The sequence below is a fragment of the Paenibacillus sp. R14(2021) genome (assembly GCF_019431355.1).
Taxonomy (GTDB): Bacteria; Bacillota; Bacilli; order Paenibacillales; family Paenibacillaceae; genus Paenibacillus_Z.
Genome location: NZ_CP080269.1, coordinates 3,419,423 through 3,437,735, shown reverse-complemented (window position 1 = coordinate 3,437,735; position 18,313 = coordinate 3,419,423). Strand labels below are relative to the sequence as shown.

Here is an 18,313-nt window from a genome sequence, read left to right as displayed (position 1 = left end):
CATTATTGTGAATGTAAATATATACAACTTTTAGGAGGGGATTCTATAATGTACATGGGTAAATCAAATGATAGTCTATCGCTTGAACCCGATACAAACACTAACAAAGCTATTCTGGAATATGATTTCCCCGCGATAAAGGTAGGCATCGCTGAATATAAAGAAGGTCCAACTGGTTGTACCGTTTTGTACTTTCCAGAAACAGTTAGAGCTGCTGTTGATGTAAGAGGAGGTTCCCCATCTACATTCACTACCGATAATCACAATTTTTCTGCTGGAGAGCGAGTTCTTGACGCAATTTGTTTAACTGGCGGTTCCGTTCATGGATTAGAGGCTGTGACTGGAGTTACCTCTGAATTATTGGCCCAGAGCGGTTACTCAACAAATTCTATGCCTAGAGTGGCTGCAGCAACCATCTATGACTTCGTCGGAAGGGATAACGCGATCTACCCAGATAAGCAACTCGGAAGTGCTGCCTTTCTAAGTACACAAATAAACAAGTTTCCAATGGGTGCAACTGGTGCAGGACGTTCAGCAAAAGTAGGAAAAGGGTTTAACCATTGGGAAACAGGAGGCCAAGGTGCAGCTTTTCGGCAAATCGGTCCAACGAAAATTGTAGTGTATACAGTTGTCAATTCGATGGGAGCCATTTTAGGTAGAGACGGTTCGATTGTGAGAGGTTATTATGATAACCATACAAATACACGCTATATGAACTTAGAAAATCTTATGGATGACTCTGTTAAGAAGCTAGGAAATACCACATTGACAGTAGTCGTAACCAACCAGAAGTTACCGCCTGTTTCTTTGCGCCAATTGTCCAAACAGGTACATACTTCTATGGCAAGAGCAATATATCCATTTCACACAATTGACGATGGTGACGTTTTATTTATGGCTTCAACCAATGAAGTCGATAACCCAGATCTTAATGCTGGTCATATTGGATTATTTGCATCAGAGCTGGCATGGGATGCTGTATTAAACAGTTTTGAAATAAATAATTAATTACGATAAGGGATCTAAGTTTAACAGTAAACCACCGACACTTGCGCCAGTCGGTGGTTGAGCTAACTGGGAACGATAGCTGAATAAACACGAAGATACGGCAGCCAGCTTATGGCTGCCGTTTTCTCAACTAACGGGCAGGAGAGTTGAATAAAGGCTGCAACATTCGTGAGGATTTCCACGTCTCAATTTCAATTAATGGATTTGTAAAGGGGGGGACAATTTGGTGAAAAGGATTTTTATGTATGTTGTAATATGTAGTTTTTCTTTGTTGATTGGTTGCGGAAAAGAACCCACCAAGCAGATTTCAGAACAGCAGAGTGAGACTAATACAATTGGAAATCCAACTGCTCAAGAAGTTTTAAGAATGGATTCGAATGCTAATATTTTTATGTATAGAGACACTATATATAATGCAGGAGTTTCATGGGTAGGGGAGTTAAATTTAACCAAAGACGTACAAGTAACTGAAATCAGTCACCAAAGTAATGTTGGTAAAGATTTTAAAAACGGAACAGCAAATAAACTGGAAGTGGGAACAAAGATATTCCGTGTCAAAGAGCGAAATGACATACTGATAGCTGAAACAGAAAAAGGTGACATTAGATTTTATCAATTAGTTGAAGGATAGCTAAATTGGTTACGCTAACTGCGAACGATGGCGTGGCGGTTCCAAGTTCTTCTTTTTCAGTATCCGAGGAAGATCATGCAACAATTACAAGGGACGCTAGTAATAATGTAACAATAAACGTTACAGGTTAGTAGGAAGTAGGTCAATCTCTTTGATAGATAAGAGGCTGACCTACCTTTTTAAGCTTGAGTAATCAAATGAAAATCTAAAGGAGAGTGAAGAAATGATGAAAAAAACAAACAAAATATGGGCATTGGCGCTTCTGACTGTTTCGATTGTTTCAAGCGGTACCATTCAAACACATGCAGTAAGTGCAGATGGCACTTATTCGCATGAGAACATGACACCAACCATCTTTATTGATGGTGTTAAGCAAGATCTAACTGGCTTTATCATGCCAAGTGGGACAACACTTGTTCCCTTTAGAGCGTTTTTCGACAGTTTAAAGATCGATGCGGAATTCAACAATAATACGAAAACGTTGCTCGCCAAAAACGACAAGACGACTATAAAGTTAACAGCTGATGAAATATATGGTTATGTAAATGATAATAAAATAAAGCTAGGCCAATCACCAGCTATCGTAAACGATATGTTCTATGTTAATTTGCGTTTCATTGCGGAAGCTTATGGAGCAACGGTATCTTTCAATAAAGAAGATTTAAAGATTTCGATTAGCTTGCCGACTGATAATGTAGATATATCATGAATCTGAACATGCAAACAAAAATCAGCGTTGCCGAATTAAAACGGTAACGCTGATTTTATTTCTGCGAAGAGTGAGAAGCATTTATGTATAAAAATTTTTGTCGTCCGACAATCATATCAGTCAGTTGCTGCTGCTGCCGCCGCCGGTTGTCGGGTGACAAGAACACAGTAACATTAAAAGTCGCATGAATTGCGGCTTTTTTGTTTGCCTGTAGCTAGCATCGTCGCAAACGGCGGATTCTCACGCGCGCTGCAGGAGGGCTCACCAACATATTATATCGATAATAAAAAAAAGAAGACGTGGTTGTCGGGTGACAAGAACATTATCTCATTAAAGGCCGCGATGGGACTGACCCCATAAAGTGAGATGTCGGACGACAAGAACATATATACAATTGAAGTCGCATAAACAGCGGCTTTTTTATTTTTTTGTATAGAAGTTCTTGTCGTGAGCTCAAGACAAGAACTTCTATACAAAGCCGTACTAGGACAAGAACTTCTATACAGCCCCGTGATCCCACAAATGCACACTTTATTAAACTACCATGAAAATTTCTCGTAGTAACATCTAAAAAAGACAAAACCAAAGAGAGGCGCAGTTCTTTAGTTTTTTAAAGGTGCCGCACCGCGTCAATTCATTATCAGGAGATAGTAGATCAAGAAACTTCCGAGATTGAAACGGCATATCCTAAGCTTTCAAGTCTTCGTACGGAATTCCGAACAATGGCTGCTTGTTTATGCCTCTCAAAATAGTCTTCGCCTAAGTCTACGTACATTTCTTTTCTAGATAGTAAGTAATAAGCAATTCTTAACATGGCATGAGCGACTACAATAGCGGCTCTTTTCCTGCCTTTTTTAGCGAGTGCTCGACGATAAAGTGCACCGAGATAGTTCTTTGATGCACCCACTGAATGAGCGGCTTCAGTTAAAGCAGATTTCAAATATTTGTTTCCTTTCTTTCCTTTGGAAGACTTTCGTTTGCCCGCGCTTTCATTATGACCAGGAACTAATGCCGCCCAAGAACATAAGTGAGCCGCACTAGGGAACTGATGCGCAATGTTTGTTCCAAGCTCAGCCAAGATCTGTTCCGCCATTCGAGGAGCTATACCAGGTATGGAATCCAGGCGTTCTACATCTTCCTGAAATGAGCTGACTCTCTGGGCAACTTCTTGATCTAACATCTCAATTTGTTCCGACAAAAAATCGATGTGAGTTAGAATAATGGTCTTGATCATTAAACGTTGATGGGGGTTTACGTAGCCACGCAGAGCCAGTTCTAGTTCTGATTTCTTCTTTTTCAGTGAGCGTTGAGCCAGGTTTGCCAATTTCTCAGGATCTTCTTCGCCGTCTGCAATTGCACGAAGCATCTCCTTAGACGAGACGCCCATAATATCGGAAACAACGGACCCAAGTTTAATGTTTGCTCCTTCTAAAACCTTCTGAATTCGATTGTGCTGTCTGGCACGTTCTTCAATGATGCTTCGACGATACCGAACTAACTCCCGAAGTTCTCGTTGCGTACGGTTTGGAATGAAACTAGCTTTCAGGAGCCCGTGGCGGAGGAGTTGGGCAATCCACTCCGCATCTTTAACATCGGTTTTACGTCCTGGAAGTGCCTTCATATGCTGGGCATTCACGACTAGAAACTCAATATCTTCAGATTCTAAGAGGTTAACAATTGGCTTCCAAAATACGCCTGTACTTTCCATTGCCACATGAGTACAACCATGGTTCTTAATCCAGTCGATTAACTGAAGCAGAAAAACAGTTTTAGTAGGAAACGTACAAATCTCCTTTCCCTCGGGCGTCATTACACACGCAGTAATAGAGTCTTTGTGAACATCCATTCCACATGCGCGTTCAATGAGAACATCCATTGAATAGTTCCTTTCTACGGCTCTGTAATTGGAGCTGGTGCAGCAACCAAAATAGGATTAATCTACCATGAGTGCTTCCCCAAAAGGGGAGCGACATTCTGTGATGCACCGTGGTCGTTGGAGTCAGACTAACGGATGGGCTCTAACGCACCATAGTTGATCGACCTTCTTCTCCCAGCCGTAATAGCAGTATTGACAGAGTTTTTCTATTTTCATCCTCTGTGGTGCAGCGATGCTCTTGCGCTGCATGAATGGCTAACGGGCACGATCGCGCGGCTACTGGAACGATCCATTCGTTAACCATTGGATTTTCATAAAGTGTAAGTTGCAGATGATAATCTGTTTTGGAGAGCTGTTATGATAAGAAAATGGGATGATATTTGTTCGGATTTTGAACATTTAAGTAGTAGTGATAACAAGTTTTTAAGTATTTACAACTTGGTGGTTTCTATCTGAGATTCTAAATATTCAGGTGGCTGAATGGGGACGAAGTAGCGAGCATGCGGTACGAAACCCCAACTTTGTTGAGAATCAAGTTATTTAGATATCTATAAAGAATTGTTGAAGCCGTTTCTTTGATCAAAATGGTCTAAGAAGCGGCTTTTCTTTCTGTTTATAGAAGTCGTGAATTGTTATTCGAGATGTCGTCTAATCGTTAGTCCGATGGTGACTATACCATGGTCTAGCGCAATTCCTTGACCAAAAATGTCGTCAGAGCGGTAATGAAGTGATCGGAAAACCGATAGCCCAAGATTTTTGCAATAGCTATGATGAAGGAACAGTGTGGAAGAATTTGCAATTGCACTACAGTGCTTCATTGTAACCGCTCCTTATTTATGTTGTTATTTGTTTTTAAGGGCTAGAGCATCGTTAATTAGTCGATAGATAATCTGCAGCTCATTTACATCCAATGAATAGAGCAAGGTATCAATTTTATCAAGAGTATCATCCCTTAACTTATCAGAAGAACGATTGCTAGTCTCAAGCAGCTGTGAGGGCTTAATTTTCAGTGCGTCCGATATCTTGAGAAGTGTTTCAAGAGTCACATTAATCTCTCCTCTTTCAATTCTCCCCAAATATGACTGATCAATATGTAGTATTTCCCCTAGCTCATCTTGTGTTAAGTTCTTCGCTTTCCTATACAATCTAATTTTCTTACCAACACTTGCATTGATATTAAACATATCGCCACCTCTTCTTAAGAGTAGGCAAGTGTCGGGTTCTATTGAAGAGAGTTAAACTACATAATTCCATTTGTATTTAGTACATAAATATCCTAAAATAAAATCACAATATGCATGAGGAGAAATGTTATATGTCATCAGCTTTGGCGCATCATCATGTCATTGAGAACGTGCTTCTATATAAAATGCGCGGGAAGGTTGCTTATCTTGGCAACGTATCTGCAATGTCTGCTCTACAGATCACTTATGTAAAACCTTTTGATCATCCCTCCGGTAAGGGATACCAACGTCCTGTTGATAACAAACGATGTAATGATTTTGCTATGTACTTATCAAAGGGCGATGATGCACTGTTTACACCTATACTTCTAAATGCTGAATCAAAGTGGGAGTTTAGTGCTTACGATAAATCGAGATCTTCCTTTGGACGATTAATCTGTAAGGACAAGGCTTCACTTATGGATGGACAACATCGTTTAGGAGGGATAAAGCGATATACCCAGGATACCCATTCTGAGATCAGTGTACCGTTCTTAGCTTTTCATTACTTGGATGAAGATGAAGAGATAAACTTATTCGATACAATTAACACCAAGGCAAAAGGCATCGGGATTTCTCTTAGCAAATACCTTCATCGTGACTCCGACGAGTACAGTTGGGTCGCTACTCAGCTTATTACAAGAGGAGATAGCCCGTTTCATTTCATTAGCACAATTACGGGTAAGCGCAGCCTAGGGCGTCATGTAACGCTGCAGAACCTATATAAAATGCTCGAGTTTTTATCTAAAGAGGATCATGTTGCTAAATTGCCTAAAGAAGAAAAATTAATGTTATGCCTCGTTTATTTTAATGCAATTAAGGAGCTGTTTAATAAGGAATGGCTCGATTATAAGGAATATCGCCTGACACACATTGTATGTTTGAACGCGATAGCTATTGCTGGAGGTGTCTTTCTCTCTAAGGTCATAAGTGAAGAGAAGAGAGCAATCGATTATAACCAAGTAATTAAAGGTGTTAATAAACTTAAAAGTATGGATTGGTCAGCTGCAGGAACCTTGAGATATATAAAAGGGATGAGTGGATCGAAGACACTGGCCAATGATTTAATTACGCAAATGATTGGAACAAGTGCTAGTAAATAATCAAGCTACTGGTTTGACACCCCTAGAGAAGTCCTGTGCCCTGAGGCGTGGGATTTCTTAATTTCAACTTTAAGGAGAATCTTCGATGGATTTGAGTTATTTCCCTGAAATGTTCCCAGACGAGTTGTTATATAGCGTTTGCGCAAGATACCAGAGCATTATTGGAGGGAGGAGCCATAAATATAATCTGCAGAAGCTCTTTAACACCCGTTCATCCTGTGCTGTTATAGATTTTCCAAGCCACGTGTCTAGCCTGGCAAGCAAGTTGGTTCAAACGGGCATCTCAGCTGAAACAATAATAATGAAGCATACAATGTACCCCTATTATCTCCCTTTTCTCCCGAAAGAGACTTCACAGAAGATATTCAATTTTATGATGTCTAATGACCAAGGTGGCAAAATCCATATGACATTAGGTACCATTGCCAGCTCAGTCCCCAAAACGATTTATCTTAGATACTGTGCCAAATGTAGCGCGTTTGATTTGAATAAGTATGGAGCCACTTATTGGCGAAGAGCTCATCAGCTCCCAGGCGTAACAGTTTGCTCAATTCATTATTCAGTACTGGTTAACTCGCAAGTATTGATTTCAACATTAAGAGGTAAGCAAACTTTTGTGGATTTAAATAAGTTGTACGATTTAGACAGAGTTGAGGTTCCCGGAGTCTTTGAAGCAGAAAGCTTGGACATTGCAAAGCGATCTGCTGAATTGTTACTTTCACACTCTAATAACTCAATATCTCAGGACATTGTAAAAGAGTTTTATTTGGAACAGCTGGAGCACAGAGGATATATTACTACCGGTGGGAGCATACGGTTTAAGTTGCTTGTTGCAGACTTCACTGAATATCATAGCAACGGATTCCTTACACAGCTAAACAGTAATCTACAAGCAGGAAGTGACTATACGTGGCTACATAAACTCTTGAGAAATAGAGATGAAACTGGCCACCCATTACGCCACTTATTGCTTCTAAAGTTTTTTGGAACCCCTTTTGAGCATGTTAAGCCCAAAGGAAGAATTAAACCTTTTGGGGAAGCACCTTGGCCATGCCTAAATAAAGCTGCTGAACACTACAGAGAGTCGGTTGTGAATGAGTGTGTCGTTACAACGGGAAGTAAGACAAAGAAGCCGACCGGCCATTTTATTTGCAGTTGTGGCTTTTCCTATATCAGAACAGGACCAGATTTGACTCCTGAGGACCGATTTTTGAGAGGGCGAATTGAGACATTTGGAGTGACCTTATTACAAGCGGCAAAAGAGGTGAATTTAGATTCTAATCTTTCCTTGAGGCAGAAGGCCAAACAAGTTGGTGTGGATCCCAAAACTTTCAATAAATTGCTTCTAATAGACTCTGAAAAAGAAAGGCAAATAAAAGTCATTAGTGTTCGTAAGAAAAGTAAAAAAACTAGTCAATTAGAAAAGGTTACATACGAGGAGAGAGTTGATTGGCAAGAGAGAGAGGAGGTTATGAGCAAAAAGGTTCTCTTAGCGGTTACAGACCTTTTGGCTTTGGAAAGACCAGTTAAAATCACTAAAAATGAACTTATTAGACGTGCTGAACTTCACCATTCGTTTTTCTACTACCCAGAAAAAATGCCTAAAACTAATATGTTAATTACTCAATACGTTGAGAGTGTTGAGGATTTTCAAACTAGAAGAATTGATGTGGCTATTGAGTTATTAAAAGAACGCGGTGAACTGAAGGAGTGGAAGGTAAGGAGAAGAGCTGCAATTACTAATAAGTGCTCTATTAAAGTGCAGAAATATATAAAAAATAGACTCGGCTTGATATAGGCTTAGCAATTTAGGAAATACTATCTCATAGATGATACTCATCTAGGAGGTAGTGATGGAGTTATGGGGGAGAAAGCGTATTTCCCAAGTGGTTATCCAGACGAAGATTTTCGAAGTATACTATTTCGTTATAAACATCGAATAGGTGCCATGAATACACATCAGTCTCGTCTTATTATGGTAGATCTTTTTGATATTGATTCTTTTAGGACTAGTATTTACCCCCGTAATTTAAATCATTTTATTGAAGCAACAGAGTATATGTTGACGGCAGAAGAAATTATATTGAATCACACTTTTTATCCACTATACAGTCCTTTTATTTCTCCTGAATTTGAGGCTTTAATGTTTGAAGGGATGATCTACAATCAGAACAAAGCCTTCCCGGGAAACTATACCTACGCTCTATTCGACAATCCATATAAATTCTGTCCGGAATGCTTAGTGTCAGATAGGATTGAGTATGGAGAGAGCTATATCCATCGTGTTCATCAACTGAACTTTGTACACATATGCCCAATTCATCGGGTATATCTTATACAACATTGTTATAGTTGTAACCAGCCACTATCTAGCTATTACAACATGTACCAGCCAACTTCAGAAAGTTGCCCACATTGTGCAAAAGACCTTCCCTCTGTACCAGTCGTCCAATCTGATACTTCCGACTTTTTGTTAAACTTATCCGTCGACTGCTTAACTTTACTACAAGTGAAGAATCACCCTCAGCATATAACTAGACATAAATATGCCACGTTACTGTGGATTAACGGATACAAAACGGGTGAAAAACATCATAACAACAAAGCCTTATCTACAAATTTAATAACTTACTACAAAATAGAGAATTTACTAAAAGTGAATTTGAGTATTGATTACTTAAAAACTCGACTAGCACTAACGAAAGCTGACTTTAGGGAGCCAAAGACCAATCCCCTCGTACACATGCTGCTTATGAGATTTTTACTTGGCTCTGCTGAAAAATTTATAGAGTATGAAACTCCTCAACTTGCGAGCCCAGTTTATTGGGGGCATGGTCCATGGGCGTGTATTAATCCCCTTTGTTCACAATTTAATGATCCAGTGATAACACGGTGTTCAAAGAGAGTAAGTAAAGTCGAGTACGGGAAGAAATTATTCGCAACTTTTAAATGTCCTATGTGCGGTTACACATTTAGGATAAATGCAGGGGCAGATAAAGCATATACCATAGACCATGGGGAGTTGTGGTACAAAATATTAACTTCTGCACATACAGATGAAGATGTAGCAAATATTGCTATAAAGATATGTAAATCAAAAGGAGATACTAACAAGCAGATAAAACTAGCTCGTAAGAAAGGCACCAGAGTAAGTGAAAGTGATCTAACGGCCCAGTTACGGATGAAGAAGATTAAAGAAAAAATTTTATCTCTTACTAGTAATAACAATACTTTGAAAAGACAAGAAATAACGAATTTAGTTGGTATTCAAGACTATGCCTGGCTTAGAAAGAAAGATCCTGAGTGGATAAATAATACTTTACCACAGAGGACAATGGGGAACTTTAAACGAAAAAATTGGAAGAAAGAAGACGAAAGGATTTCGATTTTAGTTATGCAGGCTGGAAAAGAGTTATATAAGAGTCAGTATTCAAAAAGAATACTAACATACACAATACTTGGACAACTATCGGCCCAGGATAAAGGGTTTTTTCTGAATCGCAGATTAGATCTACCGAAGACATCAGAGACCTTAGAGAACCTTATTGAGTCCTATGAAGCCTATCAAATTCGGAGAATTCCAATAACAGCTGCATATTTAAAAAAGTTTAATAAGTCAGTCAGTCTTTCAAACTTTCTTCGATTAGATCCATATAAAAATTGTTCAAGTTCGGTGATAAACCATATTAATTCATTTATTGATCAACTGAAGGAAGGTGTATAGAAATGGCAAAAAGAAATCGTGACTGGACCGCTGCTAAAATAGAACGGCGAATAAAGGAAGGCAGAGGACAAGGTTGCGGAAAAGATTATAAGCCTTGGCTCACTATACATGATGTACCTTCAAACGGGGTAGTTACTAGAATTAAAAGCTGGACTGTAGGCAGGATTCATCACACTATGTCTAATTTCGAGCGATCTTATTTTTACATGGTGGATTGGTCAGATCGTATCACTGATATAAGGGAGCAGTATCCTTTATTGCCAATTCAAAGAACGATTGAGATTGCTAGAGAGTTAGGTATTGATCATCCCAAAGACCCCAAAACAAAGGAACCAATCGTGCTGACAACAGATTTCATGCTCACAGAGAGTAATGATACGCCGTTCGCTCGTACATTAAAGCATGCGGGAGATATGAATATAAGAACTATTGAGAAACTTACAATTGAGCAAAGATACTACATGGAATTAGGAATTAATTGGAGAGTAGTTACTGACAGAGAACTACCAAGGGCTTTTGTTCTCAATGTCGAGTGGCTTCACCGATCGAGGTTATTGGAATTTGCCCCTCAAGAAGTTAATCAGAAACTTATCGACATACTTGCTCCTAAGTTGCTATTTGAGATACGAAAACAAAATAGACCCTTATCATCAATTACAATCGAATTTGATGAGAAAACTGGCTTGTCTATCGGCTCATCAATGTTTATCGTGCAGCACATGCTCGCAACAAAAAAGTGGTCCACTGACATGTATAAGAAGATAAATCCATCGGATAGTATTCATATTTCTGTATGTGACCAAAAGGCCAATCCTGAGACTGTCAACCAGTCTCTCCAATTGGGATAGGAGGTATTTATAGTGGATCTCGTGGAAAATACAATTATAGAATATTTTGATGAAGAAAATAGGAGTACAAAAACAGAACGAATTCTTTGGATATCACACAACAAGGAACAAGTAGTTATTATCGACTTAGACGAGAAGTCGAGTCTACCAGAATGGATCAGTTATGCAATTGTGGTAGATAGTCTCTCTCAGAATAGAGCAAGAATCTTAGAGGGAGATCCTTATATTGCTGCTCTGGCTTTTAAATCACCAACGCAAAAGAATATTAAATCCAGAGATAAAGCATGGAGCCTGATTCATGATCTTGTCTTGGATGAACCAGATATTTATGACTCAAAGCTTCGCGGAATTATGATTAGCGAATACATTTCTAAAGAACCGAACGCCAAAATCCATAAAACTGAAATATATAGGAAGCTACGCCGTTACTGGAGAGGCGGTAAAACAAAGAATGCACTATTAAACAATTACAAAAACTGTGGCGGTCCTGGAAAATCTCGTGAATCTAAAACCGGAATAAAGCGTGGTAGAAAGTCGGCTATAACATTGCTTGACCCAACTCGAGTAGTAGGTGTCAATATCACAGAAGAAGACCTACAATTATTCCGAATAGCTATTGCCCGGCACTATCATACCCGAAAAAGGAATCCTTTAAAATATGCTTATGATCGAATGATTGATGAGCTATATAATATAGGTTATTTTTATGAGAATGGGATTAAGAAGCCTGTTCTACCACCTAGTGGGCAGTTGCCACGGTTCGAACAATTTAAGTATTACTACTACAAAGAGAGAAAAGTAAAGGAGGCATTAAAAAAGCGCTTTGGAGAGCGGAATTTCAATTTAAGAATGAGAGCTGCTACAGGGAATGCAACTGAAAGAGCCCATGGGCCGGGCTTTGAGTATGAAATAGATGCAACAATAGGCACGTTTCATCTCGTACACTCATTAAATCGCTTGAATGTTGGGAAACCCATTACATACTACTCTAAGGATGTATTTAGTCGTCTAGTCTCAGGATTCTCGATAGGGTTCGAGAACATTAGTTGGCGAACTGCAATTATAAGTCTAGAGAATGCTAGCGTTGATAAGGTTAAGTTCTGTGCAGATTACGGTATAGAAATAACAAGTGAAGAATGGCCAAGTCTTTATTTACCGAGACGCTTATTGGCTGACCGTGGTGAGTTTGAAAGCGATTATGTTGAAGACTTAATAGAAAATCTAGGAGTCGATGTATCAAATACACCACCATATAGAGGAGATTTTAAACCTTTCATTGAACAACACTTTCGCATTATGGATAGTCGGGCTCGCCCAATGCTCCCTGGCGGTGTAGAGAAAGGTGTACCTGAACGCGGAGAGAAAGATCATCGTCTTGACGCCAAACTATCATTGGAAGCTTACATACAAATTATGATTCTTCTGATTAGAGAATATAATCATTCAATATTACCCGATTATCCGATGGATCAAGATATGGTGAGGGCTGGTCTGGTTCCAACCCCTATTAATTTATGGAACTGGGGCATGAAACATCGATATGTTGGGTTGCATAGTAAACCAGAAGATATTATTAGACTGAATCTTTTGCCCAATGCTGTTGCATCTGTTACTTACGATAAAGGCATATATTTTCGCAAACTGAAGTTGGGCTATACATGCGATAAGGCAATAGAAGAGGGATGGTTTGAAAAGGCGCGTAATAGGGGGGCATGGAGGCTTAAAATAACTTACGATCCGAGAAACGATAATCACATTTATATACCGGATAAAGACGGATTAGGGTTCATTAAATGTAATCTATTGCCACAATATGCTAAGCACTTCGGCGGACTGAGTGAAAGAGAAGTTGAGATCCTTCATATCGCAGAACGAGCAAATATTCAGGAAAGCATGACTGTGCAGAAGGACCTGAAAGCAAACACAATTGCAGAGGTTAGCAAAATTATCGAAAATGAAACAAAAATAACAGATGCATTACGTGATCCTGATCTATCCAAAGCAGAGCTCATACGTCAAACGGATGAAAACAGACTAGATCAAAAGGCTAGATCCCAAGTTGTGTGGGAGCTTGGTGAAGTTGGAGCAGAACCAAAAGGAGTAGTAATCCCGTTTAGAGGTATGAATCAGGTCGAGAGAAAAGACGACGATGATGAAATCTATAATATCCTTATGTCGGAAATCAACCGGAGGAATACGAATGAAACAAGTTGATGGAAGATCTATTTTAAAGGGAACTCAGGTTGAAGCAAAATATGCAGAGCAACAGGTTCCAGCATATAGAGGAAATCCTCTTATAGAGTCACAACCACATATTAAATCAATCTTGGAAGTAGCAAATTCTTTTGCTCAATATCCAGATTTCGATCATTCGCAGCGCGAATGGCCGGCTAATATCCGGATGCACTGCGTATACCAACTCCAGAACTTTTTGCAACCACTCCCCCTTCATTTCGATATGGAAACCAGGTTCTCAGTAATGATTAGACAAGGTTACGTATCGAGAAATCCGACATTACCCATTTTTCAAAGACAGTTCTCAACAGGAATTCAAAATCTTCTTGAGCAAGGCATAGATGAAAATGGTTACAACACTATTGGTAATAGAGCATCAGCTAACGGTTTTTGCATTCTGGGACCTAGTGGAATAGGAAAATCAACTTCAGTCGAGAAAATTTTACTTACATATCCTCAGGTTATTCTTCACAAGAGCATCAAGGGAATGGGAATGCTCAAGCAACTCAACTGGCTGAAGCTTGAATGCCCTTCTGATGGCTCACTTAAAAGTTTATGTGTGGATTTTTTTCACATAGTTGATGAAATATTGAAGGAGAATTACTCAAATATTCACGTTAAGGAACGCTCGACAGCTGAAACGCTGACAGTGCCAATGGCTCAGATCGCCTCATTGCACTGTTTAGGTGTTCTTGTAATTGATGAAATTCAAAATTTGAACTTATCTAAGACTGGTGGTGAAGAGAGGACTCTAAATTTCTTCACTAAGTTGGTTAACGTCTTAGGCATTCCTATTGTGCTTGTTGGGACAGGAAGAGCCACCTATTTATTTGAGAGTGTCTTTGCACAGGCAAGAAGGGCATCAGGAATGGGGGATATGGTTCTAGATCGTCTAACGAAAGGTAAAGACTGGGAGGTCTTGCTGAATTCAATCTGGAGTTATCAATGGACAAAAAACTACACAGAAAGAACCGAGGAATTGAGCGAGGTTTTGTATTCTGAATCACAAGGAATTGTAGATATTGCAGTTAAACTGTTTATGCATTCACAGTGGAAGGCCATCTCAACAAAGAAAGAAACAATTAGTGTTGAGATGGTAAAAAAGGCCGCAAGTGAAAACTTAAAACTTATTCAACCAATGATTAGGGCCCTGAGGAGCGGTGACAGGGAGAAGTTAGCTAAAATAAAGGATTTGAAGCCGGAATGGCTTTCTATCAATCAATATGTACTTGAGTCAGAAGTACCTGTTGAGTTATACGGGAAGGCTGCCATAGATCATAGGCGTGCTCAAGAACAACGTGGGGATATGGACTTGTTGGTTGAACTAATGAAATTGGGGGAGATTCTTGGCTTAGGGGCTACTGCTGCAGAGGAACTGGGGAAAAGATTACTAAAAACTGATATGACTGATATCACGGCAATAAAGAAGTCATATGCAGAAGAGGCAGTTAAGCTCATTAGTGTTCAACCTAAAAGGGCGGGGAGAAGGATTAGAAGGGGGGCCTCAGTCAAAAATAATAAATTGAGAGTAACAGATGCACTTTCAATTGTTAAAAAAGGGCTGGAAAAAGGAAGTGCAGCAGTACAGTCCTTGAAGGATGCAGGATTAACGGCAGGATTTGATGAGTTTGTATAAGCCTTAAGCCGATTTGGCCTAAGGCTTTTTTTGTTGTTAAGTAGTAGTTTAGAACCATTATACTATGGTACCATTTTGTTAATACATAATTATCCAACATTTGGGGGAGTAATTTAGGTGATGGTTGATACAAAGATACATTTTTAATCAAGTCAGCAAAATTGGTTATATTGATTTTTTAACGCTTTTATTCAATGACCAACACAGTTTGCTTGAAAGGACAGAGAGTTTGAAGGGATACTCTAATAATATTGATAGTATTCTGCACATCGAAAGAGATGTAAAGAAAATAGAAAGACAGAGTGATATAATAACTATTTTAAAATGAGTTAAGAATAAGCTCTTAGAGAATAGAACAAATCTAGAAATTAGCCTTGCTAAATATTTTGAAGTAATCGACGATTTCTCGATTTAATTTAATACGAACTCAAGAGAGACAGTAACTACAATTGGAGTGAATATGAGGGATATTAGCCAATTGTCATTAGGGCAAAAAGTTGTTGCAATTTTAACGTTTCTATTTGAGTACGGTAGGTTTACTAATGACACTACTCCTCTAATAATCGACCAACCAGAGGATAATTTAGATAATCAGTATATATATAAAAATCTAGTTCAAAGTCTTCGTCAAATAAAGAATAACCGTCAGGTAGTTGTTGTCACTCATAGTTCAACGATAGTAACCAATGCAGATGCAGAACAGGTAATTGTCTTAGAGTCAGATAGCTCGCGTGGATGGATTGAAAAAACCGGCTATCCAAGTAATAAAACGATTATGAAGCATATCATTAATTACCTTGAAGGAGGGGAACCGTCTTTTATTCATAAAGTAAAGATGTATGATACCATTCTCCAAAGTAAGTAGAAGCAACTTTGCTGTTGCGTAGGAGCATATGTAAGGGGAATTGTCTAAAAATTTAATTATAGATGGTTGGAATGCAAATGGTGAGTCTTAGTTACATGCTTTATTTTCTTGAAAGAAAAAAGCAGTTACAAACATTAAGTTATTCGTATGAGCAAATATTCAAGCCTTTGTATGATAGGTCAGTTACACAGAATATTTAACACATTCAGTTACTGTAATGTTTCTAACTTGACGTTAATGTAGTTGGTTTTACACAATTGTTAGTACCTTTAAATAATGATGGTTCTTGTGAAGTTGGAACCAGTTTTGCAGGCAACCAGATTTCATACTGGTTGCCTTCTTTTAAGGAGATAAGTGTATAACGGACACTATTGGTCAGAAGATAAAAAATCAGAAAAGCTAGAGAGATGAGCCAAGTTGAATTCTTCAGGTTTAGGTATTTCTCAAGGTAGACTAAGTGAGATTGAAAAAGACATTACTAAACCATCCGCGGAAACGATCATTGCTTTAAGAAAGAGATATAACATAAATTGGTTGTTTGATGATGAATAATTTATTATATAAATTCTCATTACTTTGGCCTCTCACAAGTTCTAACCTGTGCAGAGGTCATTTTTGTTGTCTGACTTGAAGGTAGCGGTTTATAGCCGATTTGGAATTAAGATCGTACATAACAGCTCAAACTCACAAACCAAAGTTCAGAATCCAAACAAAGTCCAAAATGACTTTCAGCCCAGATAAATATAATAATAAGGATTTAAGGGGAAGCCGATGGTGCTAACGCCGCTTTTCTATTTGGGGCTGCGGATGAACGAAGCCGGAGCGGGTTTGCTTGGAAGCGCTAGAGCATGCCTGCGTCCATATTGAATTCGATTGTTTGGATGATTCTACAACAACTGCCGGCTGGAATATAACTAGTTGCTAATTTCGTTAGGGAGTTAGTAGTAAACGTATTTCCCCAAAAAAGTGTGTGGTAAACTATTCGAAGCACGGTACTTGGGGAAGGATGAAAGTAACAATGAAAGACTCTATAGTTAAACAAGCAGCTCGAATTGCAGGCGATTTTCTTCAGGAACAAGTGAAAACTTCCGATCAGATCATAGGTAAAGGCATCACAAATCAGGTTTGCGTAGTCGAAACAGAGATTCATAAAGTTGTTGTCCGTATGAACGATAAAGGTACATTTCCAAGCTTTGTCAAAGAGAAATGGAGTATCGAGCAAGCAGCCGCAGTTGGCGTTCCGGGACCTGAAGTGTTGTCCATTGGTGTCGTTGATGAAACCGCATATATGATTCAAGCCTTTGTTGAGGGAGACAACGGGTTAGACAGTACTGTACCCAAGTCTGATGTTTGGAGGAAACTGGGCGAATATGCCAAGCTTATTCATTCTATTCAAGTGAAAGGATATGGGGAAAATCTGATTGATCCCGTCCATGGCGAGTTTCAGTCACCACCGCATGCTGGATCAGACGGTAGTTGGCAAGGGTATGTGCAGCATAATATAAATAGTCTGACGGAGCATGATCGCTTGATTGAGCTTGGCGTAATCACTCAGATGGAATCGCAGAGAATAAAAAAACGGTTTGAAGATTTAAAGCGTAAACCGTTCCGTTTCGGCTTAAACCACGGAGATATTTCTTTAAAGAATACGATTGTCAATCAGGCAAACCAAGTTATATTGCTGGATTGGAATGCGAAAGTAAGCGTGGTACCACATGCAACAATTGCTCAACTGATGCATTATCAAATCCTGGGGTTAGAGGAAGGGCCAAATGATGAAGAATTCAAAGCGTTTATAGACGGGTACGGAATAAGTGGAAAAGACCTTTCTGACATAAGGCTTTATCTGCTATTAAGGGCTTTCGATAACCTCAGATGGGCGATTAACCGAAGTCCTGACCATATTGAACCCTTTGCTGCATTCGCGAAACAAGTAGTAGACATTATTTTGGATTAGCAGGCTGCGCGTTTTCCACGGTCTATAAAAGCCTATCCATGGCTCTCTTCTAAAAAACCCGTCCAATTGTCTATGAAGGGCGGGTTTTCGATGTTGGGATAACCCCCACCCCCTTGGACAAGTTAGAATATGCTATCACAAAATAATGGGGTGATTAAAAGAGGGAAATCATATGGCTAATTGAACCGGGGTGATCCAGAATAATGGACCAAATCCAGCAACTATGGTAACAGTTATATTGAGCAATGATGATGTTAGTACGACAGGAATTGTTGAACTGCAGTTATTTGTCAGTCTTGGAGGTGTGCTCACACCAATTGTACATGAACTGTTTTCGATACCTCCGCTTATTACTGAGATTAAGACATATAGTGTTGCAGGGTTCGCTTCTTTTGAAGTTCAATATAATGTCTCGAGCACGCCTAACGTAATTGCTGCTCAACGAGTTCTCGGTTCAGAAACAGTGAAAATCACAACACTAACGCCTGTTCCTTAAAG

At 39.2% G+C, this 18,313-nt stretch carries 14 protein-coding genes; 12 read left to right on the top strand and 2 right to left on the bottom strand.

Annotation, left to right across the window (positions count from 1 at the left end; all coding sequences use genetic code 11):
- Positions 1-48 precede the first annotated feature (48 nt).
- The 3 genes from KXU80_RS15965 (at position 49) to KXU80_RS15955 (ending at position 2,348) form a co-directional block, all read left to right on the top strand.
- Positions 49-1,008 (top strand): P1 family peptidase, encoded by a 960-nt coding sequence (locus KXU80_RS15965; protein ID WP_219834258.1) that lies wholly within the window; start codon positions 49-51, stop codon positions 1,006-1,008.
- Between the two features lie 223 nt (positions 1,009-1,231).
- Positions 1,232-1,639 carry a hypothetical protein gene (locus KXU80_RS15960; protein WP_219834257.1) on the top strand — a complete coding sequence of 136 codons (408 nt, stop codon included), beginning with the start codon at positions 1,232-1,234 and terminating at the stop codon, positions 1,637-1,639.
- A gap of 223 nt (positions 1,640-1,862) precedes the next feature.
- Positions 1,863-2,348 carry a copper amine oxidase N-terminal domain-containing protein gene (locus KXU80_RS15955; protein ID WP_219834256.1) on the top strand — a complete coding sequence of 162 codons (486 nt, stop codon included), beginning with the start codon at positions 1,863-1,865 and terminating at the stop codon, positions 2,346-2,348.
- A gap of 655 nt (positions 2,349-3,003) precedes the next feature.
- On the opposite strand, the gene KXU80_RS15950 is transcribed toward KXU80_RS15955, so the two are convergent.
- Together KXU80_RS15950 and KXU80_RS15945 are read right to left on the bottom strand one after the other, a co-directional pair.
- Positions 3,004-4,224: an IS110 family RNA-guided transposase gene (locus tag KXU80_RS15950; RefSeq protein ID WP_219834255.1), complete on the bottom strand. Its 1,221-nt coding sequence runs from the start codon at positions 4,222-4,224 to the stop codon at positions 3,004-3,006.
- Positions 4,225-5,066: 842 nt separating this feature from the next.
- Positions 5,067-5,408 carry a helix-turn-helix domain-containing protein gene (locus KXU80_RS15945; RefSeq protein ID WP_219834254.1) on the bottom strand — a complete coding sequence of 114 codons (342 nt, stop codon included), beginning with the start codon at positions 5,406-5,408 and terminating at the stop codon, positions 5,067-5,069.
- A gap of 131 nt (positions 5,409-5,539) precedes the next feature.
- Between KXU80_RS15945 and KXU80_RS15940 the strand changes: the two genes are divergently transcribed.
- From KXU80_RS15940 to KXU80_RS15900, 9 genes are all read left to right on the top strand, one after another.
- Positions 5,540-6,550: a DGQHR domain-containing protein gene (locus KXU80_RS15940; protein ID WP_219834247.1), complete on the top strand. Its 1,011-nt coding sequence runs from the start codon at positions 5,540-5,542 to the stop codon at positions 6,548-6,550.
- A gap of 85 nt (positions 6,551-6,635) precedes the next feature.
- Entirely contained in the window at positions 6,636-8,348 is a 1,713-nt protein-coding gene (locus KXU80_RS15935; RefSeq protein ID WP_219834246.1) for a TnsD family Tn7-like transposition protein, read from the top strand.
- Between the two features lie 63 nt (positions 8,349-8,411).
- Positions 8,412-10,274 (top strand): TnsD family Tn7-like transposition protein, encoded by a 1,863-nt coding sequence (locus KXU80_RS15930; RefSeq protein ID WP_219834245.1) that lies wholly within the window; start codon positions 8,412-8,414, stop codon positions 10,272-10,274.
- 2 nt (positions 10,275-10,276) lie between these two features.
- A complete protein-coding gene (locus KXU80_RS15925) occupies positions 10,277-11,122 on the top strand; it encodes a TnsA endonuclease N-terminal domain-containing protein (protein ID WP_219834243.1) in 846 nt (281 codons plus the stop codon).
- A 12-nt stretch (positions 11,123-11,134) separates the two neighbouring features.
- Positions 11,135-13,336, top strand: coding sequence for a TnsB C-terminal domain-containing protein (locus tag KXU80_RS15920; RefSeq protein ID WP_219834242.1), 2,202 nt, complete (start codon positions 11,135-11,137; stop codon positions 13,334-13,336).
- Positions 13,323-14,993: an ATP-binding protein gene (locus KXU80_RS15915; protein WP_219834241.1), complete on the top strand. Its 1,671-nt coding sequence runs from the start codon at positions 13,323-13,325 to the stop codon at positions 14,991-14,993. The genes KXU80_RS15920 and KXU80_RS15915 overlap by 14 nt, the downstream gene beginning before the upstream one ends.
- Positions 14,994-15,453: 460 nt before the next feature.
- Complete coding sequence (locus tag KXU80_RS15910; RefSeq protein ID WP_258171031.1) at positions 15,454-15,858, top strand: AAA family ATPase; 405 nt, start codon at positions 15,454-15,456, stop codon at positions 15,856-15,858.
- Between the two features lie 417 nt (positions 15,859-16,275).
- Positions 16,276-16,410 carry a helix-turn-helix domain-containing protein gene (locus KXU80_RS15905; RefSeq protein WP_219834240.1) on the top strand — a complete coding sequence of 45 codons (135 nt, stop codon included), beginning with the start codon at positions 16,276-16,278 and terminating at the stop codon, positions 16,408-16,410.
- A 466-nt stretch (positions 16,411-16,876) separates the two neighbouring features.
- Entirely contained in the window at positions 16,877-17,815 is a 939-nt protein-coding gene (locus KXU80_RS15900; protein WP_219834239.1) for a phosphotransferase family protein, read from the top strand.
- Positions 17,816-18,313 lie beyond the last annotated feature (498 nt).